Source organism: Parapedomonas caeni (assembly GCF_041060555.1).
Lineage (GTDB): Bacteria > Pseudomonadota > Alphaproteobacteria > Sphingomonadales > Sphingomonadaceae > CAUJIW01.
In genome coordinates, this window is sequence record NZ_JBEUDS010000001.1 from 182,766 (window position 1) to 206,432 (window position 23,667).

21 protein-coding genes and 2 tRNA genes are annotated in these 23,667 nt (G+C 67.3%); 16 read left to right on the forward strand and 7 right to left on the reverse strand.

The genetic code is table 11. The annotated features are described in order from the left end of the window. Positions 1–128: 128 nt before the first annotated feature. The 4 genes from clpX (at position 129) to ABU113_RS00725 (ending at position 4,622) form a co-directional block, all read left to right on the forward strand. Positions 129–1,394, forward strand: a complete 1,266-nt coding sequence (gene clpX, locus ABU113_RS00710; RefSeq protein WP_454557545.1) for an ATP-dependent Clp protease ATP-binding subunit ClpX — start codon at positions 129–131, stop codon at positions 1,392–1,394. Between the two features lie 185 nt (positions 1,395–1,579). Further along, positions 1,580–3,973 carry an endopeptidase La gene (gene lon / locus ABU113_RS00715; protein WP_454557546.1) on the forward strand — a complete coding sequence of 798 codons (2,394 nt, stop codon included), beginning with the start codon at positions 1,580–1,582 and terminating at the stop codon, positions 3,971–3,973. A gap of 148 nt (positions 3,974–4,121) precedes the next feature. Continuing rightward, a complete protein-coding gene (locus tag ABU113_RS00720; protein ID WP_454557722.1) occupies positions 4,122–4,394 on the forward strand; it encodes an HU family DNA-binding protein in 273 nt (90 codons plus the stop codon). 153 nt (positions 4,395–4,547) lie between these two features. Continuing rightward, a tRNA-Val gene (locus tag ABU113_RS00725) sits at positions 4,548–4,622 on the forward strand. A gap of 148 nt (positions 4,623–4,770) precedes the next feature. Here the strand turns inward: ABU113_RS00725 and ABU113_RS00730 are convergent. From ABU113_RS00730 to ABU113_RS00740, 3 genes are read right to left on the reverse strand one after another with little or no spacing between them, the layout of a single operon-like run. Then, complete coding sequence (locus tag ABU113_RS00730; protein ID WP_454557547.1) at positions 4,771–8,025, reverse strand: error-prone DNA polymerase; 3,255 nt, start codon at positions 8,023–8,025, stop codon at positions 4,771–4,773. Positions 8,026–8,044: 19 nt separating this feature from the next. After that, on the reverse strand, positions 8,045–9,589 hold the full coding sequence (locus ABU113_RS00735; RefSeq protein ID WP_454557548.1) for a Y-family DNA polymerase: 1,545 nt from the start codon (positions 9,587–9,589) through the stop codon (positions 8,045–8,047). Next, positions 9,480–10,307: an ImuA family protein gene (locus tag ABU113_RS00740; RefSeq protein WP_454557549.1), complete on the reverse strand. Its 828-nt coding sequence runs from the start codon at positions 10,305–10,307 to the stop codon at positions 9,480–9,482. Before ABU113_RS00740 ends, ABU113_RS00735 begins: the two co-directional genes overlap by 110 nt. Before the next feature lie 164 nt (positions 10,308–10,471). On the opposite strand from ABU113_RS00740, the gene ABU113_RS00745 reads away from it, so the two are divergent. The 5 genes from ABU113_RS00745 (at position 10,472) to ABU113_RS00765 (ending at position 14,657) form a co-directional block, all read left to right on the forward strand. Further along, positions 10,472–12,796 carry a PAS domain S-box protein gene (locus tag ABU113_RS00745; RefSeq protein WP_454557550.1) on the forward strand — a complete coding sequence of 775 codons (2,325 nt, stop codon included), beginning with the start codon at positions 10,472–10,474 and terminating at the stop codon, positions 12,794–12,796. A gap of 124 nt (positions 12,797–12,920) precedes the next feature. Next, positions 12,921–13,298, forward strand: a complete 378-nt coding sequence (locus tag ABU113_RS00750) for a hypothetical protein (RefSeq protein ID WP_454557551.1) — start codon at positions 12,921–12,923, stop codon at positions 13,296–13,298. 10 nt (positions 13,299–13,308) lie between these two features. Next, on the forward strand, positions 13,309–13,524 hold the full coding sequence (locus ABU113_RS00755) for a hypothetical protein (RefSeq protein WP_454557552.1): 216 nt from the start codon (positions 13,309–13,311) through the stop codon (positions 13,522–13,524). Positions 13,525–13,570: 46 nt separating this feature from the next. Next, positions 13,571–14,428 carry a cupin domain-containing protein gene (locus tag ABU113_RS00760; RefSeq protein ID WP_454557553.1) on the forward strand — a complete coding sequence of 286 codons (858 nt, stop codon included), beginning with the start codon at positions 13,571–13,573 and terminating at the stop codon, positions 14,426–14,428. A 153-nt stretch (positions 14,429–14,581) separates the two neighbouring features. Then, a tRNA-Val gene (locus tag ABU113_RS00765) sits at positions 14,582–14,657 on the forward strand. A 276-nt stretch (positions 14,658–14,933) separates the two neighbouring features. Here the strand turns inward: ABU113_RS00765 and ABU113_RS00770 are convergent. After that, positions 14,934–15,455: a hypothetical protein gene (locus tag ABU113_RS00770; RefSeq protein ID WP_454557554.1), complete on the reverse strand. Its 522-nt coding sequence runs from the start codon at positions 15,453–15,455 to the stop codon at positions 14,934–14,936. A 10-nt stretch (positions 15,456–15,465) separates the two neighbouring features. After that, positions 15,466–15,663, reverse strand: a complete 198-nt coding sequence (locus tag ABU113_RS00775; RefSeq protein ID WP_454557555.1) for a hypothetical protein — start codon at positions 15,661–15,663, stop codon at positions 15,466–15,468. A 38-nt stretch (positions 15,664–15,701) separates the two neighbouring features. Here ABU113_RS00775 and ABU113_RS00780 point away from each other — a divergent pair, with 38 nt between their 5' ends. Continuing rightward, complete coding sequence (locus ABU113_RS00780; protein WP_454557556.1) at positions 15,702–16,103, forward strand: hypothetical protein; 402 nt, start codon at positions 15,702–15,704, stop codon at positions 16,101–16,103. A gap of 30 nt (positions 16,104–16,133) precedes the next feature. On the opposite strand, the gene uvrA is transcribed toward ABU113_RS00780, so the two are convergent. Next, entirely contained in the window at positions 16,134–19,343 is a 3,210-nt protein-coding gene (gene uvrA / locus ABU113_RS00785) for an excinuclease ABC subunit UvrA (RefSeq protein WP_454557557.1), read from the reverse strand. 326 nt (positions 19,344–19,669) lie between these two features. Between uvrA and ABU113_RS00790 the strand changes: the two genes are divergently transcribed. Next, complete coding sequence (locus ABU113_RS00790) at positions 19,670–20,383, forward strand: glutathione binding-like protein (RefSeq protein WP_454557558.1); 714 nt, start codon at positions 19,670–19,672, stop codon at positions 20,381–20,383. Continuing rightward, on the forward strand, positions 20,370–21,134 hold the full coding sequence (locus ABU113_RS00795) for a glutathione S-transferase family protein (RefSeq protein ID WP_454557559.1): 765 nt from the start codon (positions 20,370–20,372) through the stop codon (positions 21,132–21,134). Before ABU113_RS00790 ends, ABU113_RS00795 begins: the two co-directional genes overlap by 14 nt. A gap of 20 nt (positions 21,135–21,154) precedes the next feature. On the opposite strand, the gene ABU113_RS00800 is transcribed toward ABU113_RS00795, so the two are convergent. After that, positions 21,155–21,814 carry an EF-hand domain-containing protein gene (locus ABU113_RS00800; RefSeq protein WP_454557560.1) on the reverse strand — a complete coding sequence of 220 codons (660 nt, stop codon included), beginning with the start codon at positions 21,812–21,814 and terminating at the stop codon, positions 21,155–21,157. A 340-nt stretch (positions 21,815–22,154) separates the two neighbouring features. On the opposite strand from ABU113_RS00800, the gene ABU113_RS00805 reads away from it, so the two are divergent. The 4 genes from ABU113_RS00805 to ABU113_RS00820 all read left to right on the forward strand — a co-directional run bounded on the left by ABU113_RS00805 (position 22,155) and on the right by ABU113_RS00820 (position 23,621). Beyond that, positions 22,155–22,352 carry a cold-shock protein gene (locus ABU113_RS00805; RefSeq protein ID WP_454557561.1) on the forward strand — a complete coding sequence of 66 codons (198 nt, stop codon included), beginning with the start codon at positions 22,155–22,157 and terminating at the stop codon, positions 22,350–22,352. Between the two features lie 390 nt (positions 22,353–22,742). Continuing rightward, positions 22,743–22,955 carry a hypothetical protein gene (locus ABU113_RS00810; RefSeq protein ID WP_454557562.1) on the forward strand — a complete coding sequence of 71 codons (213 nt, stop codon included), beginning with the start codon at positions 22,743–22,745 and terminating at the stop codon, positions 22,953–22,955. Then, positions 22,952–23,281 carry a hypothetical protein gene (locus ABU113_RS00815; protein ID WP_454557563.1) on the forward strand — a complete coding sequence of 110 codons (330 nt, stop codon included), beginning with the start codon at positions 22,952–22,954 and terminating at the stop codon, positions 23,279–23,281. Before ABU113_RS00810 ends, ABU113_RS00815 begins: the two co-directional genes overlap by 4 nt. Positions 23,282–23,312: 31 nt before the next feature. Next, a complete protein-coding gene (locus ABU113_RS00820) occupies positions 23,313–23,621 on the forward strand; it encodes a hypothetical protein (RefSeq protein WP_454557564.1) in 309 nt (102 codons plus the stop codon). Positions 23,622–23,667 lie beyond the last annotated feature (46 nt).

Genomic DNA, 23,667 nt, shown 5'->3' on the forward strand with positions numbered 1-23,667 from the left:
AGGCTCCTGCGCTTAAGATCAGTGCGTCCGAATGGCACGGCTGCCGTACCATTTCGGGATTGTGAAGCCCTGAGGGGTCGGTTTAGGATGGCGTATCGGCTTCCTGGCCGAACGATGAAAGGACGAGCATGACCAAGCTCAGCGGGAGCGACTCGAAGAACACGCTCTACTGCTCCTTCTGCGGTAAGAGCCAACACGAGGTCCGCAAGCTGATCGCTGGCCCGACCGTCTTCATTTGTGATGAATGCGTCGAGCTGTGTAACGACATCATCCGCGAGGAGACCAAGTCGACCCTGGTGAAGAGCCGGGACGGCGTGCCGACCCCGCGCGAGATCTGCAAGGTGCTGGACGACTATGTCATCGGCCAGGACCATGCCAAGCGCGTCCTTTCGGTGGCGGTGCACAACCATTACAAGCGCCTGAACCATGGCCAGAAGAATGCCGACGTCGAGCTGGCCAAGTCGAACATCCTGCTGGTCGGCCCGACCGGCTGCGGCAAGACGCTGCTCGCCCAGACACTGGCGCGCATCCTCGACGTGCCGTTCACCATGGCCGACGCGACGACGCTGACCGAGGCCGGCTATGTCGGCGAGGACGTCGAGAACATCATCCTGAAGCTGCTTCAGGCCGCCGACTACAACGTCGAGCGTGCACAGCGCGGCATCGTCTACATCGACGAGATCGACAAGATCAGTCGCAAGTCCGATAATCCGTCGATTACCCGCGACGTGTCGGGCGAGGGCGTGCAGCAGGCACTGCTGAAGATCATGGAAGGCACGACGGCCTCGGTGCCGCCCCAGGGCGGCCGCAAGCATCCGCAGCAGGAGTTCCTTCAGGTCGACACCAGTAACATCCTGTTCATCTGCGGTGGCGCGTTCGCCGGCCTGGACCGGATCATCGCCGACCGTCTGCAGGGCAAGTCGATCGGTTTCGGCGCCCATGTGGCGGCGCCGGACGAACGCCGGCCTGGTGCCATCCTCAAGAACTGCGAGCCGGAGGACCTGCTGAAGTTCGGTCTGATCCCCGAGTTCATCGGCCGTCTGCCGGTGATCGCGACGCTGGAGGATCTGGACGAGGCGGCACTGATCAAGATCCTCACCGAGCCCAAGAACGCGCTCGCCAAGCAGTATCAGCGGCTGTTCGACATGGAAGGCGTCAAGCTGACCTTCAGCCACGATGCCCTGCAGGCGATCACCCGCAAGGCGATCGAGCGCAAGACCGGCGCCCGTGGCCTGCGCTCGATCATGGAAGGCATCCTGCTCGACACCATGTTCGATCTTCCCGGCATGGACGGGGTGGACGAGGTGGTCATCAACAAGGACGTGGTGGAAGGTCGCAAGGATCCCATCCGCATCTTCTCGCAGACCCGCGAGGATGTGGGGTCCATGGCCTGATCGCTGCCGGCGGCGCGCGTTTCCGTCCTGAGACGGGCGCCCCGGATGTCGGATGTGTCGGTCGGCGTGGCGTGGCTCCAGCGGCCGCTCCTTGATGGCGGCGCCAGAGCCCCCATATCGTGGTTAAAGCCAGTGCCGGTTCCGCGTCCGCGCGCAGTCGCACTGCCCAGCGTATGAGGCTTACCATGCAACAGTTGTTCCCGGTTCTCCCCCTCCGCGACATCGTGGTGTTTCCGCAGATGATCGTGCCCCTGTTCGTCGGGCGCGAAAAATCGGTGAAGGCGCTTGAGGAAGTGATGCGTGGTGATAAGCGCATCTTCCTGTTGTCACAGAAGAATCCGGCCGATGATGATCCCGCGCGTGACGACCTCTACGAGGTCGGCACGCTGGCCAACGTGCTGCAGCTGCTGAAACTGCCCGACGGCACTGTCAAGGTGCTGGTCGAAGGCAAGGAGCGCGCCGAGATCGATCAGTTCACCGACAAGGCGGACTATCTTGAGGCGACCGTCAGGCAGCTGGATGAACAGAATGCCGAGAGCGAGGAAGCGCGCGGCCTGATGCGCACGGTGGTCAGCCAGTTCGAGCAGTATGTCCGGCTGAACAAGAAGATCGCGCCGGAAGTGCTGGTTGGTCTCAACCAGATCACCGAGGCCTCCAAGCTCGCCGATACCGTGGCCTCGCACCTCGGCCTCAAGATCGCCGACAAGCAGCAGCTGCTCGCCACCACCGATGTCGCCAAGCGGCTGGAGATGGTGTTCGGTTTCATGGAAGGCGAGATCGGCGTCCTTCAGGTGGAGAAGAAGATCCGTTCCCGCGTCAAGCGGCAGATGGAGAAGACGCAGCGCGAGTATTATCTCAACGAGCAGCTCAAGGCGATCCAGCGCGAGCTGGGCGAGGCCGACGAGGGCAAGGACGAGGCGTCTGAGCTTGAGGAACGGATCAAGAAGACCAAGCTCTCCAAGGAGGCCCGCGACAAGGCGATGGCCGAGTTGAAGAAGCTGAAGTCGATGAGCCCGATGTCGGCGGAAGCGACGGTCGTGCGCAACTACCTCGACTGGCTGCTGGGTCTGCCGTGGGGCAAGAAATCCAAGGTCAAGAAGGACATCCGTCAGGCCGAGAAGATTCTCGATACCGATCACTACGGTCTGGAGAAGATCAAGGAACGGATCGTCGAGTATCTGGCGGTGCAGTCGCGCACCAACAAGATGAAGGGTCCGATCCTGTGTCTGGTCGGCCCGCCGGGTGTCGGCAAGACCTCGCTCGGCCGCTCGATCGCCAAGGCGACCGGGCGCGAGTTCCTGCGCTTCAGCCTGGGCGGCGTGCGTGACGAGGCCGAGATTCGGGGCCACCGGCGCACCTACATCGGCTCGATGCCGGGCAAGATCGTGCAGTCGCTGAAGAAATGCGGCTCGTCCAACCCGCTGTTCCTGCTCGATGAAATCGACAAGATGGGCCAGGACTTCCGGGGCGACCCGGCCTCGGCGCTGCTGGAAGTGCTGGACCCGGAACAGAACGCCAAGTTCAACGACCATTATCTGGAGGTCGACTACGACCTGTCCGACGTGATGTTCGTGACTACCGCCAACTCCCTGCGGATGCCGCAGCCGCTGCTGGACCGCATGGAGATCATCCAGCTTTCCGGCTACACCGAGGACGAGAAGGTCGAGATCGCCAAGCAGCATCTGCTGTCGAAGCAGGTCGAGAATCACGGCCTGAAGCCTGGCGAATGGTCGGTGTCCGACGGCGCGCTGCGTGATCTCGTGCGCTACTACACCCGCGAGGCCGGCGTGCGCAGCCTGGAGCGCGAGCTGGCGAAGCTGGCCCGCAAGTCGCTGAAGCTGATCCTTGAGGGCAAGAAGAAGTCGGTCGCCATCACCTCGCGCAATCTCGCCGATTTCGCCGGTGTGCGGAAGTACCGCTTCGGCGAGTCAGAGCTGGAGGACCAGATCGGCGCCACCACGGGGCTGGCGTGGACCGAGGTGGGCGGCGAACTGCTGACCATCGAGGCGATCACCCTCCCGGGCAAGGGCGCCATCAAGACCACCGGCAAGCTCGGTGACGTGATGCAGGAGTCGATCCAGGCGGCCTATTCCTACGTCAAGTCGCGCTCGACGGTGTTTGGCATCAAGCCGCCGCTGTTCGAGAAGACGGACATCCATGTCCACGTGCCGGAAGGCGCCACGCCTAAGGACGGTCCGTCGGCGGGTATCGCCATGGTCACCTCGATCGTTTCGGTGCTGACCGGGGTGCCGGTGCGCAAGGACGTGGCGATGACCGGCGAGGTGACGCTGCGCGGTCGCGTGCTGCCGATCGGCGGCCTGAAGGAGAAGCTGCTGGCGGCGCTGCGTGGTGGCATCAAGACGGTGCTCATTCCCGCCGACAACGAGAAGGATCTGGCGGAAATTCCCGACAATGTGAAGCGGGGTCTCAAGATCATTCCGGTGAAGGTGGTTGATCAGATGCTCGATCTGGCGCTGGCCCAGCCACTCAAGCCGATCGAATGGACCGAGGCGGACGCGCTGGCGGCCACGCCAAGACCGGACAACAAGGTCGAGATCGAGGGGTCGGTCGCTCACTGAGTGAAAACGGCTCATCCACCAGTCGATAAAGCGCAGAAAACCGCCCTTTCGGGCGGTTTTCCTTTTGACACGACAGGAAACTGCCTCTTAGATGTCCGCCGGCCTCGACGAGGCCGACTTATCATCTCTATCCTGGGGGTCCCAATCCATGAACAAGCAGGAATTGATCAGCGCAGTTGCCGACGCGGCCGGTCTGACCAAGACGCAAGCGGGCAGCGCGGTTGACGCGGTGTTCGATGCCGTCACCGAGGCGCTGAAGAAGGGCGACGAAGTCCGTCTGGTTGGCTTCGGGACTTTTGCTGTCGCCAAGCGGAAGGCCTCCACCGGTCGCAACCCGCGCACCGGCGAGGAAATCAAGATCAAGGCGAGCAGCACGCCGAAATTCCGCGCCGGCAAGGCGCTGAAGGACGCCGTCAACTAAGACGAGTCCACGGGATTGACGCCGGGTCCGGGCAGCCCCCGAGGCCCGGCGTTTTCCATTCCGGCACCGGCATTTGTCTTTTGTGCCGATTGTGTCGAACGGGCTGGACAAGCGGTCGTCAAGCCGCTACATCCGCCCTCCGTCAGGTGGTTGGGGCGCGTAGCTCAGTGGTAGAGCACTGTGTTCACACCGCAGGGGTCGCAAGTTCAATCCTTGCCGCGCCCACCATTCTGACCGATTGATATTCCACGATAATTTTAGATGCTACAGGCGGCGATCCCGCCTGCCGCCGCGCCGTGAACCCGGCGTGTGTGTCGTTGCTGTCGCCTGGTTTCCGGCGTTTCCGGCGGGTGGACGGCAGCGGCCGTCCGTGACGTTAATGGAAGTCGCGCGAACGCGGGATGATGCGCACGTCGCGCGGGTGGCTCCGGTTGAGGGGCGCGGTCTGTGTGGGTGATGCGGCCAGTGGGCTTTCGCCAAGACGCAGCAGGTCGACGTCATGCGCGGTGAGAGACGCGGCGACCAGATGCACGACCGGCACGGCCGGTTGCGCCCCGCCGGGGGTGGCGTCCAGCCGCTGGATACGCCCGCGCACCCGTACCAGCCGGCTGCCCATGACGATGGCGCGGTATTTCTCCATCACCTTCGGCCAGACCACGACATTGCAGATGCCGGTCTCGTCCTCGATGGTCATGAACACGACACCGCTGGCAGTGCCCGGCCGCTGGCGCACCAGCACCAGACCGGCGACGTTCAGCCGGCTGCCGTCGCGGGCCTGCTGGGCCCGGGCGCAGCTGGAAACCCCGTCGTGGCGATAGGCCTCGCGCAGGAAGGCCAGCGGGTGGCCTTTGAGCGACAGGCGCAGGCTGCGGTAATCCTCCACCACCTGTTCGCCCGCCGACAGCGCGGGCAGGACGACCGAGGGCTCGGCGATCGCCTCGCCAGCCTGTTCGAACAACGGCAGCGGTCTGGCGCGGGCGAGCGCGCGCGCCGCCCACAGCGCCTGACGCCGGTCCAGTCCCAGTGAGCCGCAGGCATCGGCGGTGGCCAGCGTCTCGACGAGGCCGACCGGCAACCGGGCGCGCCGCTGCAGGTCGTCGAGACTGGCAAAGGGGCGGCTGGCCCGCGCGGCCATCAGTCGCTCGGCGGCCTCGCGGCCGAGTCCGGTGATCAGCCGCAGGCCCAGCCGCACGGCGTGGTGGCGGTGGCCGGGCCGGGCGACCAGCGTGCAGTCCCAGTCGGCGTGGTTGATGTCCGGCGGCAGCACCGGCACGCCGTGGTCGCGGGCGTCGCGGACAATCTGTGCCGGGGCGTAGAAGCCCATCGGCTGGGCGTTGAGCAGGGCGGCGCAGAACACGTCCGGGTAATGGCATTTCAGCCAGGCGGAGGCATAGACCAGGATGGCGAAGCTCGCCGCGTGGCTTTCGGGAAAGCCATAGTCGCCGAAGCCCTTGATCTGGTCGAAGCAGCGGCGGGCGAAGTCCGGCGCGTAGCCGCGCGCGATCATGCGATCGATGAACCGGCGCTCGAAGTCGCCGATGGTCCCCTTGTGGCGGAAGGTGGCCATGGCGTAGCGCAGGCCATTGGCCTCGGCGGCGGAAAATTCGGCGGCGACCATCGCCACCTTCATCGCCTGCTCCTGAAACAGCGGCACGCCCAGCGTGCGGCCCAGCACGTCGCGCAGTTCGCTGGCGGGGCCATGCGCCGGTGCCGGGCCTGGCAGATCGATTTCCTCCAGGCCGTCGCGGCGGCGCAGATAGGGGTGCACCATGTCGCCCTGGATCGGGCCGGGACGCACGATCGCCACCTGGATCACCAGATCGTAGTAGCAGCGCGGTTTCAGGCGCGGCAGCATGTTCATCTGGGCCCGGCTTTCCACCTGGAACACGCCGATGGAATCGCCCCGGCACAGCATGTCGTAGGTCGCCGGGTCCTCGCGCGGGATGGTGGCCAGCCGCACGTCCCGCCCGTGGTGCTGCGCCAGCAGCTGCAGGCCCTTGCGCAGGCAGGTGAGCATGCCCAGCGCCAGCACGTCCACCTTGAGGATGCCCAGCGCCTCGATGTCGTCCTTGTCCCACTCGATGAAGGTGCGCCCGGCCATCGCGGCATTGCCGATCGGTACGGTCGCCTCCAGCGGGCCGCGCGTCAGCACGAAGCCGCCGACATGCTGGGAGAGATGGCGCGGACAGCCGAGCAATTCGTTCGCCAGCGCGACCGTGCGGGCGAGCAGAGGCTCCCGGGGGTCGAGGCCCAGCGCGCGGATGCGCTGGTCGGCGATGCCGTCGCCGGCCCACGAGCCCCAGATGGTGCCGGCCAGGGCGGTGACGACGTCCTCGCTTAAGCCCATCGCCTTGCCGACGTCGCGGATGGCCGAGCGCGGGCGGTAATGGATCACCGTCGCTGCCAGGCCGGCGCGGGCGCGGCCATAGCGCTCGTAGATGTACTGGATCACTTCCTCGCGCCGTTCATGCTCGAAGTCGACGTCGATGTCGGGCGGTTCGCGCCGTTCCTCGTTGACGAAACGCTCGAACAGCAGCGCCACTTCGGTGGGGTTGACCGCCGTGATGCCCAGACAGAAGCAGACCACCGAATTGGCCGAGGAGCCGCGCCCCTGGCAGAGGATGTCGCGGCTGCGGGCAAAGGCCACGATGTCGTGGACGGTGAGAAAGAACGGCGCGTAGTCGCGCGCCGCGATCAGCCTGAGTTCCTTGTCGATGGTCTGACGGACGCTCTCGGGCACACCGGCGGGGAATTTCACCGCGGCCCCCGCCCAGGCGAGTTCCTCCAGATGCTGCTGCGCCGTCTTGCCGGGCGGCACCGGCTCATCGGGATATTCGTAGGCCAGTTGCGCCAGATCGAACCGGCAGGCGGCCACGATGTCCAGCGTCGCCGCCAGGGCGTGCGGATAATCGGCGAACAGGCGGGCCATTTCCGCCGGTGTCTTGAGATGACGTTCGGCATTGAGGCCGAGCGCCAGGCCGGCGTCGTGGATGGTGGTCCTGTCGCGGATGCAGGTCATCACGTCGGCCAGCGGTCGCCGCTCCGGCAGGTGGTAGAGCACGTCGTTGGTCGCCACCAGCGGCAGGCCGTGGCGGGCGGCGCAGTCGGCCAGCCAGCCGAGCCAGGCGAGGTCGTCGCCGCGAAACAGCCGGTGCAGCGCGAGATACAGCGGCTGCCCGCCCAGTGCCGCGCGCACGCCGGCGATGCTGTCGCGAAAGGCCTGCCGGCTGGCCCGGTCGTGGCGCACGGGGGGCAGCAGCACGAAGATCTGCCCGGGGGCGGCCTCGGTGACATCGGCGAGCCGGAGATGGCAGGCGCCCTTGGCGGCCCGGCGCTTGCCGCGCGAAAGCAGCTGCGACAGCCGGCCATAGGCGGCGCGGTCGGTGGGGTAGGCGAGCAGCGATGGCGCGTCCTCCAGATCGAGCCGGCAGCCGATCACCAGGGGCAAGCCGTGCTTGCGCGCCGCCACATGGGCCCGCACCACGCCGGCCAGGCTGTTGCGGTCGGTGATGGCGAGTGCCGCCAGGCCCTGGCGCACGGCGGTCGTCATCAGCTCGTCCGGGCTGCTGGCCCCTTCGAGAAAGGTGAAATGGCTGGTCACCTGCAGTTCGGCATAGGCGGGCGCGCTCATGGGCTCGGTCCGTCCGCCATCAGGCCATCAGGCCATGCAGGTACCAGCGCGGCGCGCCGTCGGGCTCGCCGGCGGCACCTTCGTACAGGCCTTCGCGGAACAGCCACAGGCGCCGGCCCTCGCTGTCCTCGGCGCTGTAATAGTCGCGGCTGCGCGCGGTGGCGGCGGCGTCGCGCCACCATTCCGGGGCGATGCGTTCCGGCCCGGTGCTGCGGACGATGCGGTGCGTGCCGCGCCGCCAGACGATGCGCGCCGGCGGGCCATCCGGCACTTCCGCCAGCACCTCCACCGGCTCCGGGCGCGGCAGCAGCAGGATCGGGCGTGGCGCATCGACGTGCGTTGGCGGCCCGGCGGTGCGGGCCCGTCGCTCGGCGCGCTCCGGTACATGGCTGGCGACGCCGGCCAGACGATAGACGGCCTGTGCTCCCAGCCGGTTGGCGAGGCAGTCCTGCAGGCGGGCAAGCTCGGTGCTGCCGTCCGGGCCGGTCAGACCGACCTGCCGGGCGGCGAGCGGCGCCACCTCGATGGCGGCAAGCACCAGCGCGTCGATGCCGAAGGCGGTGGTCAGCCTCTCCAGTCGCGGCGCGAACAGCCGCAGGATGTGCGGCACCTCGCGCGAGGGCTGGGCCAGGCCGATGCGCAGCGCCGACACCTGGCCGTCGACCTGCATCGCCTGCAGCGCCAGCCGGCGGGCACCGACACCGGCGGCCGCCATCTCCTGCACCAGCGCCTCGACCAGCCGGGGCAGCCAGGCCGCCACCTGCGCGCGGTTGAGCAGCGGTTCGGCGAAAGCCTGCCGCACGGCATGCCGCGGTGGCGAGCGATAGGGCGCGGCGGGTTCGGCGCGCACGCCCAGCAGCTGGTCGAGGCGCAGCAGCACGGCGTCCGCCGCCGTGCGGGCCGGGAAGCGTCGGGCCAGGGTGCTGCGCGGCAGGCCGGCGAGGGCGCCGATGGTGCGCAGGCCGAAGCGCTCCAGCACGCCGATGCTGTCCGCCGACAAACGCAGCGCGGCGACGGGCAGGGCCGCGAAACCGGCAAGGCCGGCCGACGTGACCCGGCGCTGGTCGGGCGGGGCGAAGCGGGCCAGCGCCCAGGCGCCGCCGACGGTCGCCGCCAGACCCAGGCGGGGGCGCCAGCCCATGGCGCGCAGGCGGACCTCGATGTCGTCGAGCAGGGCGTCAGGACCCGGCCACAGGCCAAGACAGCCGGTGAGGTCGAGCAGCAGCCCATCCGCCCCGTCGAGGGCGACCAGCGGGGTATAGCGATCGCACCAGCGGGCCAGGGCGACCAGTGCGGCCTGGTCGGCCTCGGAGTCGCGGCTCTGCGTCGCCAGCGTCGGGCACAGCGCGCGCGCCCGGGCCAGCGGCTGGCCCGGCTGCACGCCGGCGCGGCGGGCCCCGGCGTTGACGGCGCTCACCAGCTGCCCGTGCGGGCCGCTGTCCACCAGCGCGAACTCAGGCGGCTCGGGGCGCGGCGGCTGACACTGGCGGGCGAGACGCCGCCAGCGGTCGATCGCCAGCCGGGGCAGCCACAGGGCCAGCCAGGAGGAAACGTCGGCTTTCATCGTTCCAGGTCACATCGAAGGCAAGGGGGGGCAGGCTGCGCGCCCGGGTCAGGCTCATCCGCCACACCGGCGGACCGGGCGTGCGCGGCGCATGGGGCTCGGGCCGGCTCGGCCGGCTTTCCACCCGCCAGCGGGTGTGCGCGGCACTGCCGGCGGCCCGGCCGCCGGCCGCGGTGCCGCCCAGCGACAGCCACAGGCAGGGGCAGCCATGGCGGGCCGCCGCGAGGCTGAGCCGCCGGCTGGCCGTGAAATCGAGCGCGCCGCCGATGCCGACGACCGCGGCCAGTCCGCCGGCGGCGGTGGCGGCGGCCGCCAGCCCTTCCTCCAGCGCCCAGGCGACATCCAGCTCCCGCCGGCCGACGGCGAACAGGAAGCGGGTGGGGTCGAGGCCCAGGGCCGCCATGCCGGGCCCGTAGGGCCGGCCATAGTCCATCGCCATGGCGGTGGTCGTCACCCACAGCACATCGCCGGCCGGGCGCCGGGCGAGCAGGGCCAGCAGCAGCGCCACGGCGCTGGCGGCGTGCGGGCCGGTGGCCGTCCAGTCGTGCAGCGCATCGGTGGCCAGACCGCCACCGAGGGCATGGTCGAGCGTCGGCTCGCCCCAGCTCCAGGGTGGCGCGCGGTCGGCTTCCAGCGTCAGCGGTCGCCCCTCCAGGGCGGCAATCCGCGCCTTGAGTGCCGATAGCGTCTGTGTCGTGCTGGCGTACGCCGCGTTCATGACTTCTCCCGACTCTGGCTGAATGTTCTTATTTTGTTCTTATTCGGCCGGCGGAGTCAAGGTCGTGGCGATCAGGCGCGTTCCCGCCTCGCCGGCGCGCAGTTGATCGGGCCGGCTGGCGAATGTCCCTCGATCCGGATACTGTGAGCGCCGATGCGCGCGGCATGGATGACCTTGCGTACGAGATCGGCTCGTCGCGCATTCAACGGGGACCGGAGAGGCGTATGGCGCCGGAGCTGGCGGAAGCATTGCCGCTAGGTGTTGCTGGGTTGGACACTGGACTGAGGTTGCTGTGGTGCAACGGGCTGTTTGGTCGCATTCTGGCGGCGCGCGGTGTGGCCGCCGCGCCGGGCGATGGCTACGCGAGCCTGCTTGAAGCCCTGCTCGCGACCACCGGCATGACACCGGAAGCGCGGGCCACCTGCGTCGATGCCCGGATCGCCGCCGCCTCGGCCGGCCGCGGGGATCACCACGTCATCAAGGCCAGGGGAGAATGGGCGATTGCCCTGACGACCGCGCGGGTTGGCACCGGTGAGACGGTGCTTACCCTGACCGACCTGAGCGAACAGGAACAGCGGGACGCCCTTCTCGGCAACGCGGAAATCATGGCCCGGTCCGGGGCCTGGCAGTATGACCTGATCACCCACGCGGTCGACTTCTCCGATGGCGCGTGGACGGTTTTCGGACCCGGTTCGAAGGAGCGGATGGGGTCGATCGACCAGTGGATCGCCGCCGTGCACCCGGAAGACCGGGCGCGCATGGCCACAGCCGTCGCCGAGGGCCGCGCCAACCTCACCCCCTATGACATCGAGTACCGCGTCTATCGTACCGACGGCACGCTGATCGACCTTGTCGCCAAGGGAATGCCGGTGCGGGATTCCCAGGGCCAGCCGCGCTGGTATCGCGGCATCTTCACCGATGTCTCGGAGATCCGTGAAACCCAGCGCGCGCTGGAGCGCAGCGAGGCACGCGGGCGGGCGATCATTGAAAACAGCCCCGATATCATCGCGCTGCTGGACGAGGCCGGGCGTATCGCCTTCGCCAGCCCGGCGGTCCGGACCATGCTCGGCTACGACGTGGCGGAGATGATCGGCATGGGCGTGGTGGACGTGGTGCATCCCGACGATATCCCGCAGGCAACCGCGGCGCTGGGCCGGATGGTGGCCACGGCGGGACATGGCGAGCAGCTGGAACTGCGACTGCGCCACAAGGACGGGCGGTGGGTCGACGTCGAAGTCGCCGGCCGCAATTTCCTCATCGACCCGGCGGTGCGGGGCATCCTGACCAACATCCGCGACATCTCCTACCGCAAGCAGGCCGAGGCCCGGTTGCGTCAGGCCCAGAAAATGGAGGCGGTCGGTCAGCTCACCGGGGGCATCGCCCACGACTTCAATAACCTGCTGGCGGTGGTGGCGGGCAACGTCGAGCTTCTGGCCGATCAGCTGCGCCACATCGACGCCCCGGGAGAGCTGGTCAACCGGGCCGAGCGGGCACTGCGCGCGACCGATCGCGGCGCGACCCTGACCCGCAGCCTGCTGGCGTTCGCCCGCCAGCAGACCCTGTTGCCCAGCACGCTCGACGTCAACCATCTGGTCGACGAGATGTACGAGCTGGTGCGCCGCACCTTGCCGGAGAATATCGCGCTCGGCTTCCTGCCCGCCGACGGCCTGTGGCTGAGCGACGTCGACCCGGGGCAGCTGCAGAATGCCCTGCTGAACCTGATCATCAATGCCCGCGACGCCATGCCCGATGGCGGCGCCCTGACCATCGAGACGGCGAACGTCACCCTTGATGATGATCTCATCGGCGACACCGAGGACATGGCGCCGGGGCCTTATGTGATGCTGGCGGTCTCCGACACCGGTGTCGGCATGCCGCCGGAGGTCGCGCGTCGGGCGTTCGATCCCTTCTTCACCACCAAGGGGCTGGGCAAGGGCACCGGACTCGGGCTCTCCATGGTGTTCGGCTTTGCCCGGCAGTCCGGCGGCCATGCCCGCATCTCCAGCGAGCCCGGTGTCGGCACCCAGGTGCGCCTGTACCTGCCGCGCTCCGCCGCCGGCACGGAGGACGCGCGTCATCACGGCAGCCATGACGGCGACATGGGAGGGCATGAACGGCTGCTGGTCGTCGAGGACGATCCCGACCTGCTGGCGCTGGCCGCCGATCTGCTGCGCGCTTTCGGCTATGCCGTGCTGGAGGCCCCCAGCGGCGAGGCGGCCCTGGCGGTGCTGGCGGAGCGCGCCGACATCGATCTGCTGCTGACCGATGTGGTGCTGACCGGCGGTCTCAACGGCGCGACCCTCGCCGAGCGCGCGCGGGTGCTGCGTCCCGGCCTGCGGATCGTGTTCATGTCCGGCTATACCGAAAACGCGGTTCTCCAGGGCCGAGGCCCCGCGCACAATGTGCGCCTGATCCAGAAGCCGTTCCGCAAGGTCGAGCTGGGGGCGGCGATCCGGGCCGCGCTCGACGCCGCGCCATCCCGCGACTGACGATGCCCCCCTCGTTGCCGCCGCCGCGGCCATGGACCAAAGGCGTGTGGCGAAGGCTGGACCGGTGTAGAGCCGTCAAGGGCTGCGATCCGAGGGCTGCTCGTAAACGTGGAAAGGCAAGATAATGGCGTGGATTTGGATTCAAGAGCCAGGGCAATATAGCAAGACCTACGATCCCGAGGCTGGTCTTCAGCTGTTAAGGCGAGGTGGCGGCCCGGGCTATACCGGCTATATCATCGTTCCCACCGACGACCATGCCAAGGAACTCTGCAGCTTCGGCAGCGGCAGGATCCGGCGCCCGGCGACCGCCGCCGAGCAGCGCGCACATCCGGGCGCCGAAACCCACCTGACGATGATCTTCAATGTCGGTCGGCCGATGCCCGGCTACACGCTGGCGGAGACGCACCAGATTGTCCGCGACGCGGTGATGGCCCAATGGCGGGGCGTGAACAGCCCGCTCGGACTGAGAGAATACATACTTGAAATCAAGATCAACGGATGAGGGGCTGACCATGGCACTGACCTATGACCAGGCGGTCGCCAAGCTGGCGACCATGCCTGCTGGCCTGAGCGGGGATGATGCGATCGGCTGGCTGCGGCAGCTGGTGACGGACACCGATGTCAGCGTGCCGGACGGGCGGACGGTCGTGCTGTTCAGTGGCATGGTCGACGCTGACCATTGGTCCGCACAGCGGACAGCCGGCGCGCGCGCCACGGCAGTGGCCTGACGCCGGCGCACAATGGCCGCCTGATCCACCGGAAAAAGGCGTCCCCATGCTTGAACGCGGCCACATCGAATTCATCCAGTCCCAGCTGCTGCCGTGGCGGCGCATCGGCCATGGCCTCGCCCGCCCGGACGCCGAATACAAGATGCTCAGCCGCGACCCCGCCGATGGCGCCTGTTCGATCCTGGTGCGCTATCCGGTCGGCTGGTCGCGCTTCGGACCGGAGCACATTCTGGCGGACGAGGAATTCTACATTCTCGAAGGCTCGCTGGAGATGGACGGCCATGTCTACCCGGCCGACAGCTATGCCTTCCTGCCGGCGGGCTGGACCCGCCACGCCATGCGCTCGCCGCGCGGCTGCGTGCTGATCGCCTTCTATGACCGCGAGCCGGTGCTGGTGCCGCACGCCGGTGACGGCACCGCCGAACAGTCGCCGCGGGCGATCCCGCACCTCGATCTGCGGGCGATGCCGTGGGACATGACGCTGAACGACCCCAACCTGCGCCACCTCGGCATCGGCCGGAAGAACCTGCGCACCGACGCCCAAACCGGCGAGCGCAGCTTCCTGTCGCTGATCCTGCCGCAGGCGGTGCCGCCGGGCGGGCAGGGGCCGCAGGAGGTCCACCCGGTGGTCGAGGAGTGCTACATGCTGGCCGGCGACATCACCGGCCCCCACGGCACCATGTACCCCGGCGGCTATTTCTGGCGCCCGGCCGGCATTCCGCACGGGCCGTTCGGCGCCCGCTGGGGCTCGGTGTCGCTGATCCGCTTCGTCGGCGGCCGCCACGTCAACGTCTGGACCGACGCCCAGGCGCCGTTCAGCTTCGATGCCCCCTATGATCCGGTGCTGCCGGAGGAGCTGCGGCCGTTCGCCGCCCACGGCTGGGTGCCGCCGGCGGCTTATTGAGGCCAGCCTGCCCGCCGGCCGACAAGAGGGCGCTGGCCGGTCGAGGAGGGGGCAGGCAGGGGGAGCGGCAGGCGGCAAATGGGCAGGGGGCTTGACCGCACCGGCCGTCCGCACCTATGGACATCCCACCTGCGCGCACGTCCGTCGCGCCCGGGGCGGTTAGCTCAGTTGGTAGAGCATCTCGTTTACACCGAGAGGGTCGGCGGTTCGAGCCCGTCACCGCCCACCATTGCCGCAAGGCGGTGTCTGATCCCGCATGGCTGCGCGCATGCCGCATGTGGCTGTATGCCATGCGGCGACATGCAGTGCGCCAGCCGTACCCTGAATTGACATTGCGTTCGCGGCATGGTTGCGTCCATCCTTGGCGCGACCGGCACGCTGCGGCAACCTCGGTGTCCGTCGCCACAGGGGCCGGCGCGAGAGCGGATGGCGGCGGGGCGACGATGACGGCATATCGAGCTGAAATAAGTATACTGTCCCCGGAAATCCAATGCCTCGGATAACGTCAGCCTACGCATGTCATTCCTACGACCAGAGGAGCGATGCCATCCTTATAGGTGCCGACGAGCCTTGGGAGGTTCGCCGCCACCACCGGCGTTTCCCGCGCTCTGCTGAACCAGTCGCTCGCGGCCTTGATCATGGCCTCGCAAAACGTGCCGGCGTCGGCGATCAGGACCCGGTCGTATTTGATGCCAGCGATCTCAGAGTCGTTGAGCACGATGTTCAGCACCGACGATCCGGAACAGAATATCGCCCGGTCAAACTGCTTCTGACGGTTGCCGAACGCGCCTTGGTGGACGACCCCGCACCGCAAGCTCCATGCATCGTCGTCCGTCAACAGAGAGTAAACGGGGACGACGTGATCGCGGTACCACTGTTTGTAGCGCTTGCCTTGATTGCTCGTGCTCGCCTCAGGCCCGATGCTGAGATTGGCGCAGATGTCTGGAACGGCCAATGCCAGCATGATCGCTGCGTAAGGAAAGCCGGCGTCCAGCGTGCCGCGGATCTGATCGAAAATGTGTTCCACGCGCTGGATGCTACTGCGGAATGTGGTTCCGTTCCATACCGCCATCCTTGAGCCACGCGACGAGGTCGAGGAGGTTGATCTCGACGCAATCGTAGCCGCCTTGGTTTTCGGCCTTGAGAACGAACCGACCGACGTCCTCGTAGAACGCGATCTTCACGGGCAGCCCCTCGCCGTACTCCCGGACGCCATCAAGAGTAATCTCACCCATGGCAGAAAGAATAAACTTAGTACGCGGCTAGGTTAATCGTGCGTGAAGGGGATAATTCCCTAATTTTATTGCATTATTTTGAAACTCATTTGGAGGAGAGGTTTAAAAATGATTCATTAAATAATGATGTAAATAGAATATATGAATATTTTGAATCAAAAATATCTAGTATTCAAAAAATATTCGAAGAGCAGGATTTGTTTGTTACTGTGTTATGGGAAAATGTTCTTGGTCATGATTTTTCGGAAGGTGGATATGTTAAAGGGGAGTATATACCAACGACGTATGATGAACTCGTGAAGGTGTGGGGCGTTCGGCCTCCTTGGGTTGTTGAGACAGATCAGCTCTCTTTTCAATTTAATTACCTTAAACGCATGGAATGCTACCCGTGGAGTAATAACGCGCCTTGGCTTAGTGCTAGCGCCGCCGGTACCATATGAGGCTCATTAATCCGTCCCCTTGTCTCCCCCTTACCCCTTCTTCGGGCGGCCGCGTTTCCTGGGGGCAGGGGAGGCCGCGGCCGGCGTCCTGACCGCCTTCGCGGTCGCCTTGTCTGCCGCCTTCGCGGTTTCTCCCTTGGCTGCCCCCTTGGCCGCCTTCGCGGCTTTCCCTGTGGCCGCCTTCGCGGTCGCCTTATCTGCCGCCTTCGCGGCTTTGGCGGCGCGTTTCTTCGCCGCGGTCGGGGCGAAGCTGTCCAGGGTGTCGTCATCGCCGGTGTCGGCGGCCGGGGCCGCCGGGGCCGGCCTGCCGGGCTTGCTGGTGCCGAAGCGCCCGGCGCCGGCGCGCAGGCTCTTGTTCGACGGCGCCGGCTGGCTGCGGGCGACCGGCACGCCGTCGCCCAGCAGCGGCTTGAGATAGCCGCCGGTGTAGCTCTTCGGGTTGGCGGCGACCGCCTCGGGGGTGCCGGTGGCGATGATCTCGCCGCCGCGCGCGCCCCCCTCGGGGCCGAGATCGATGATCCAGTCGGCGGTCTTGATGACCTCCAGATTGTGCTCGATGATGACCACGGTGTTGCCCTGGTCGACCAGCGCCTGGATCACCTCCATCAGCTTGCGCACGTCCTCGAAGTGCAGGCCGGTGGTCGGCTCGTCGAGGATGTACAGGGTGTTGCCGGTGGCGCGGCGGCTGAGCTCCTTGGCGAGTTTGACGCGCTGGGCCTCGCCGCCCGAGAGCGTCGTCGCCTGCTGGCCGATCTTGACGTAGCCCAGCCCGACCTCGTGCAGCATCTCCAGCTTCTCGCGGATCGCCGGCACGGCGGCGAAGAAGCCGACGCCGTCCTCCACCGTCATCTCCAGCACCTCGGCGATGGACTTGCCCTTGAAGGTCACCTCCAGCGTCTCGCGGTTGTAGCGCTGGCCCTTGCAGGCGTCGCAGGTGACATAGACGTCGGGCAGGAAGTGCATCTCGATCTTCAGCACGCCGTCGCCCTGGCAGGCCTCGCAGCGGCCGCCCTTGACGTTGAAGCTGAAGCGGCCCGGCTTGTAGCCGCGCGCCTGCGCCTCCGGCAGGCCGGCGAACCATTCGCGGATCGGCGTGAAGGCGCCGGTATAGGTCGCCGGGTTGGAACGCGGCGTGCGGCCGATCGGCGACTGGTCGATGTCGATGACCTTGTCGAGATGCTCCAGCCCCTCCAGCGCGTCGTGCGCGCCGGGCACCACCCGGGTGCCGTTGAGCCGCTTGGTGGCGGCGTTGAACAGGGTGTCGAGCGTCAGCGTCGACTTGCCGGAGCCGGAGACACCGGTGACGCAGGTCAGCGTGCCCAGCGGAATGCTGGCCGAGACGTTCTTCAGGTTGTTGGCCCGCGCGCCGGTGATGGTCAGGTGACGCCCCGAACCGGGGCGGCGGGCCGCCGGCAGCGGCACCTGGCGGGTGCCCGACAGATAGGCGCCGGTCAGGCTGTCGGGGGTGGCCATGATCGCGGCCGGCGTGCCCTCGGCGATGATCCGCCCGCCATGGACACCGGCGCCCGGCCCCATGTCGATGACATGGTCGGCGGCGCGGATGGCGTCCTCGTCATGCTCGACCACCAGCACGGTGTTGCCGAGGTCGCGCAGGCGCTTCAGCGTTTCCAGCAGCCGGTCGTTGTCGCGCTGGTGCAGGCCGATCGACGGCTCGTCGAGCACGTAGAGCACGCCGGTCAGGCCGGAACCGATCTGGCTGGCCAGCCGGATGCGCTGGCTCTCGCCGCCCGACAGGGTGCCGGAGGCGCGCGACAGGTTGAGGTAGTCCAGCCCGACGTTGTTGAGGAAGCCCAGTCGCTCGACGATTTCCTTCAGCACCTTCTCGGCGATGGCGGCCTGCTTCTTGGTCAGGTGCTTGCCCAGGCCGGCGAACCAGGCCAGCGCATCGGCCACCGACAGCTCGGTGACCTGCGAGATGGTGCGCTTGTCCACCTTCACCGCCAGCGCCTCGGGCTTCAGCCGCTGGCCGTGGCAGGCCTCGCACGGCGCCGACGACTGGTAGCGCGACAGTTCCTCGCGCATCCAGGCGGACTCGGTCTCGCGCCAGCGGCGGTCGAGGTTGTGGATGACGCCCTCGAACGGCTTGGTCACCTCGTAGCGCTTGCGTCCGTCGTCGAACACCAGCGGGATCGCCTCGCCATTGGTGCCGTAGAGCACCGCCTGGCGGGCTTTCTCCGGCAGCTCGGCCCAGGGGCTGCGCAGCGAGAACTTGTAGGCGCGCGCCAGGCTTTCCAGCACCTGCAGATAATAGGGCGACGGCGGCGAGGATTTCGACCACGCCGCCACCGCGCCATCGGCGATGGACAGCTGGTCGTCCGGCACCACCAGCTCGGGGTCGAAGTACAGTTTCTCGCCCAGGCCGTCGCAGGTCGGGCAGGCGCCGTGCGGATTGTTGAACGAGAACAGCCGCGGCTCGATCTCGGGGATGGTGAAGCCGCTCACCGGACAGGCGAATTTTTCGGAGAACAGTAACCGCTCGGGGTTGCCCGCCGCGTCCTTGGCGTCGGCGAACTCGGCCACCGCCAGCCCCTCGGCGAGCTTGAGCGCGGTCTCGAAGCTGTCGGCCAGCCGTGTCTCCAGCCCCGGCTTGACGACGATGCGGTCGACCACGACGTCGATGTCGTGCTTGAACTTCTTGTCCAGCGCCGGCGCCTCGGCGATGTCGTGGAAGGCGCCGTCGATCTTCACCCGCTGGAAGCCCTGCTTGCGCAGCTCGGCCAGCTCCTTGCGATATTCGCCCTTGCGGCCGCGCACGATCGGGGCGAGCAGGTGGAAGCGGCGGCCCTCGGGCAGCGCCATCACCCGGTCGACCATCTGGCTGACCGTCTGGGCCTCGATCGGCAGGCCGGTGGCCGGCGAATAGGGCACGCCGACGCGCGCCCACAGCAGGCGCATATAGTCGTAGATCTCGGTGACGGTGCCCACCGTCGAGCGCGGGTTCTTCGAGGTCGTCTTCTGCTCGATCGAGATCGCCGGGCTCAGCCCCTCGATGTGGTCGACATCGGGCTTCTGCATCAGTTCGAGGAACTGGCGGGCATAGGCCGACAGGCTCTCGACGTAGCGGCGCTGGCCCTCGGCGTAGATGGTGTCGAAGGCGAGGCTGGACTTGCCGGAACCGGACAGGCCGGTGATGACGACGAGCTGGTCGCGCGGGATGTCGACGTTGATCGACTTCAGGTTATGTTCGCGCGCGCCACGGATGGAGATGTGAGTCAACATGCGCTCATGTTCCAGATTTGTTCGCGCCTGGCAAGGGGGCTGAAAGGCGGGTCTGATGGGGGGCTGACCGGCGGGTCGGCAGGGGTGTTGCAGTGCGGCACACATGGCGCGGCGGCGTCGCAGATTCAAGCGCGCGGATGAACCGCTCACGAGATTCAAGCGGGTGGATACGCCGCTCATTCCAGTGCCCACGGAGGCGACCCTATCATTTCCGTGCGGGCGCGCCGCCTTGCGTGCCTCCGGCGGGGCGCTAGGGTTGGGTGCGCCAGGCTGGACACACCGGCCGGCAGACCGGGAAGACGCAGACCCGGGGGAGGTTGCAGGCGATGATCGACATCTATGGCGGGCAGACGCCCAACGTTTTCAAGCCGCTGATCGCGCTGGAGGAGATGGGCGAGGCCTACAGCCGCATCCCGGTCGACATCCTCAAGGGCGAACAGTTCGCGCCGGCCTTCCTGGCGATCAGCCCCAACAACCGGGTGCCGGCCATCGTCGACCATGATCCCCTCGATGGCGGCGGGCCGCTGCCGGTGTTCGAGTCCGGCGCCATTCTGCTCTACCTTGCCGACAAGCACCGCGCCTTCATCCCCGCCGACGCGCGCGGCCGGGCGGCGGTGGTCGAGTGGCTGATGTGGCAGATGGGCGGGCAGGGGCCGATGTGCGGCCAGGCCGGCCACTTCCGCAACTACGCGCCGGAGAAAATCCCCTACGCCATCGACCGCTACAGCAACGAGGTGCGCCGGCTCTATGGCGTGCTCGACACCCGGCTGGCCGGGCGCGAGTTCATCGCCGGCGACTATTCCATCGCCGACATGGCCTGCTGGCCGTGGATCCTGTTCCGCGATCATCATGGCGTCGCGCTGGCCGACTTTCCCAACGTCGAACGCTGGTACGCCGCCGTCGAGGCGCGCCCGGCGGTGCGGCGGGCGCTGGCGGACTATCAGCCGATCCCGCCGATGACCTTCACCGACGCCCAGCGCGCGGTGTTGTTCGGCGGTCAGCGGCCGCAGGCGGCGGAGGCGGGCGATGAGCGGCATTGACTATCTGCCGATCGAGGCGGCGCGCGCGGCCACCGGGCTGCGGGTCGCCTTCACCCAGGGGGTGCCCAATCCTTGGGGCTTCGGCGCCCGCGCCATCCTTGATATCAAGCGCATCCCCTATTTGGCGGTGGCGCAGGAGGCCGGCGGGGCCAACGACGCGCTGAAGGCGTGGACCGGCCAGACCTCGGCCCCGGTCGCCATGCTCGACGACGAACGGCCGCGCGCCCTGTGGTCGGAGATCGTCGTGCTGGCGGAGCAGCTGGCGCCGGAACCGCCGCTGGTCCCGGCGGTGCCGGAGGAGCGGGCGCTGATGTTCGGCCTGTGCCATGAACTGTGCGGCGATGACGGGCTGGGCTGGAACGCCCGGACGTTGATCTTCGCCGCCAACCGCGCCGCCGGCAACGATGCCTTCGAGTCAATGTACCGCAAATATTCCTCGCCCAGCCCGGTCGAGCACGCCCGCCGGCGGGTCGCCGACATTCTCGGCCTGCTCGACCGCCAGCTGGCGGCCCAGACGGCGCGGGGGCGGGATTATCTGGTCGGCGACCGGCTGTCGGCCGCCGACCTCTACTGGGCCGGTTTCTCCAACCTGTTTGTCGCCATGGCGCCGGACCTGTGCGCCATGCCGGACTTCTACCGCGCGCTCGGCGCCATCACCTGCGGCCACCTGTCACCGCCGGTGCCGTCGCGTCTGCTCGACCACCGCGACCGCGTGGTGCGCGACCATCTCGATACGCCGGTGGCCTTCTGAACGACGGCGCCAGGCGACGCTTACTGGCCGCGCGCCCAGTTGCCGAATTCCTTCACTGTCACCTTGCCGTCGGCGTCGGCGTCGGCGTCGGCGAAGTTGAGCTGGCTCTGACGCATGAACTGCTCGCGCGTCACCAGGCCGTCACCGTCGGCGTCCATCACCTGGAAGCGCAGCGTCTTGCGCTCGGTGGCGCGCTCCTGCATCTGCAGCTGCCGCTGGGCGTTCATGGCGCTTTTCGGGCCGGGGCCCATGCGCATCGCCATATATTCCTCGCGGGTGAGCCGGCCATTGCCGTCGCTGTCCATCGCCGCGAACATGTCGCCGGCCCAGGCCTGATGCTCGGCACCGCTCAGCACGCCATCCTGATCCTGATCGCGCTGGCGCAGCCGGTCGGCGGCGCGCTTGCCCTGCCGGTCCCAGTCGCGCAACCGGTCACGGTCGCGATCGGGGATGCCGTCGCCGGTGCCGTCGCGTAGGCGGTCGCGGTCCTGGCTGCCATAGCCCGGGCTCATGCTGCCGCTCATGCCGGCCCCGCCGCCCGTGCCGCCGCCACCACCGCCGCCGGAACCGCCGGGGCCCGCGATGGCTGGCGCGGTGGCCAGTAGCAGGCCCAGCGACAGGGTGGACACCGCCAAGCCGCGGATTTTCGAAGTGGTGGTTTTCATACTGGTCATCTTCATGGGATCCTCCCGATCGTCCAATGACTGTATGCGAATATCAGAATATTCTGACACGAACCTGACAGCGGGGTGATCGTCGTCCGCTTGCCAGTCACTTTTAACATAAGACGCCGGCGGCCGGCGGGGCGCCTTCAAAAGATTTCAAACAACACCTTGTAATTCAGCAGGATCGGCCTATATCAGTCATGTCGATGAATGACTAACTGATAAATAATCTCGGTTTCCGCGTTTTCGCGTTTCTCCCAGACGACAATCAATACGGCATTATGGCATCGTCTTCCGGGTGTTTTCCTGGGAATACTCTATGCCCTGAAAGGGTTTTATTATGATGACGGGAACCGTGAAATGGTTCAACAGCCTCAAGGGCTTTGGTTTTATTGCGCCGGATGGTGGCGGTAAGGACGCATTCGTTCATATCAGCGCTGTCGAGCAGGCCGGCCTTTCGTCGTTGCAGGAAGGGCAGAAGATCAGCTTCGATCTGCTGGTCGACCGCAGCGGCAAGTCGTCCGCCGGCAACCTGAAGGCGGTCGCCGCCTGAGGCCTTGCGCCCGCCGCGGACTGCGCCGCGAGGTTTTCGCGGCCGTCATCGCGGCAGGAGAAGGCGCATTATCGGCATCGGCCGTTGACCACGGATGTACTGGCAACGCGATGTCTGATAGGATACCAGCTGACCGTTGGTATCGCAGGCCCCGCGCCGCTTCGGCGGTCGCGGGGCTGAGCCGTTGATATGGGCGCCCTGACTCGATGGGATGGCTGGCCGCATGGACCGGCTACCGTGGCGCTCCGCTCGTGAGATGAGCCGGGGCTGCTCCCTTGGTGTCGACTGTTGTCGTGTGCTGTCTGTCGCCCGGTCTCTCGACCGGTCGCGTTTCCGATGTCACCGCTTGCCACACGGGAGGTCAATATGCGCCAGGAAAATGGAGAGATCATGCAGTGGGTTCACCTGGGCGATGCCCTGCGGGAAGAAGCGCTCGCCTGTACCGGCGACATCAACGCCGCCTACATGGCGGTGCACCTGACCTTGCGTGAAGCCTTTGTCGCCGCTGGCGACGATGCCGTGCCATCACCTTCGCCGACGGTGCTGCTGTCGCGCGTGCGGGCGCACTCCCGCCCGCGTGGCGGCCTGGCGAACCACGCATGAGCCGCCGCCTGCTACGAGGATCACTGGAAGCCTGGCTGCGTCCTGCGCGCGAGGGCTGGGCTTTCGATACGTGCCGTTACAATTTCGCGCCGCTGGTGGGGAACGGCATCCGTATGGTGGTGACCAAGCTGGCGGATTGCACCGTCGACATCGGCGTGATGACCCAGCGGGGCGATTTCCTGTTTCGCGCGCCAATGCCGGAGGCGCTGTCCCCGCGCGGACTGTTTGTCGCCGTCCGCTGGCGCGAGGGGGACATCATCGAGGCCCGGCTGGCGGACACACTGATCGGCTCACGGCCTTTCGGAGTCGCCCTTCGCGGCGCCTGATCGCGCCCCTCGTACAGCAAGGAGTTGACGCATGTGGATCGAACCACTGCTGTTGCAGGACATCCGCGAGGTCGTGGTGTCACGTGGCGACGCATATCCGCCGGAAGCGATCAAACTCGATGACCGCGATCCGCGCAATGTCGAGCGTCACATCCGCTATCTGATGCGCCGTGGCGAACTGCGGGCCCGGCTGGAAGCCGGCGGCGGCTCCCGGCTGCTGGTGCTCGGGCTGACCGCCAAGGGCTATCATGCCGCCGGCCGGGTTCGGAACAGCCCGCCGCCCGGCAAATTGTCGAAGGCGATTTCGTGGCTGCGCGACACGTTGGCCGCGACGCGTTAGCGCCCGGCCGGCCGCAGGACCTTATCCGTCAGAGCCAGGTGACAGC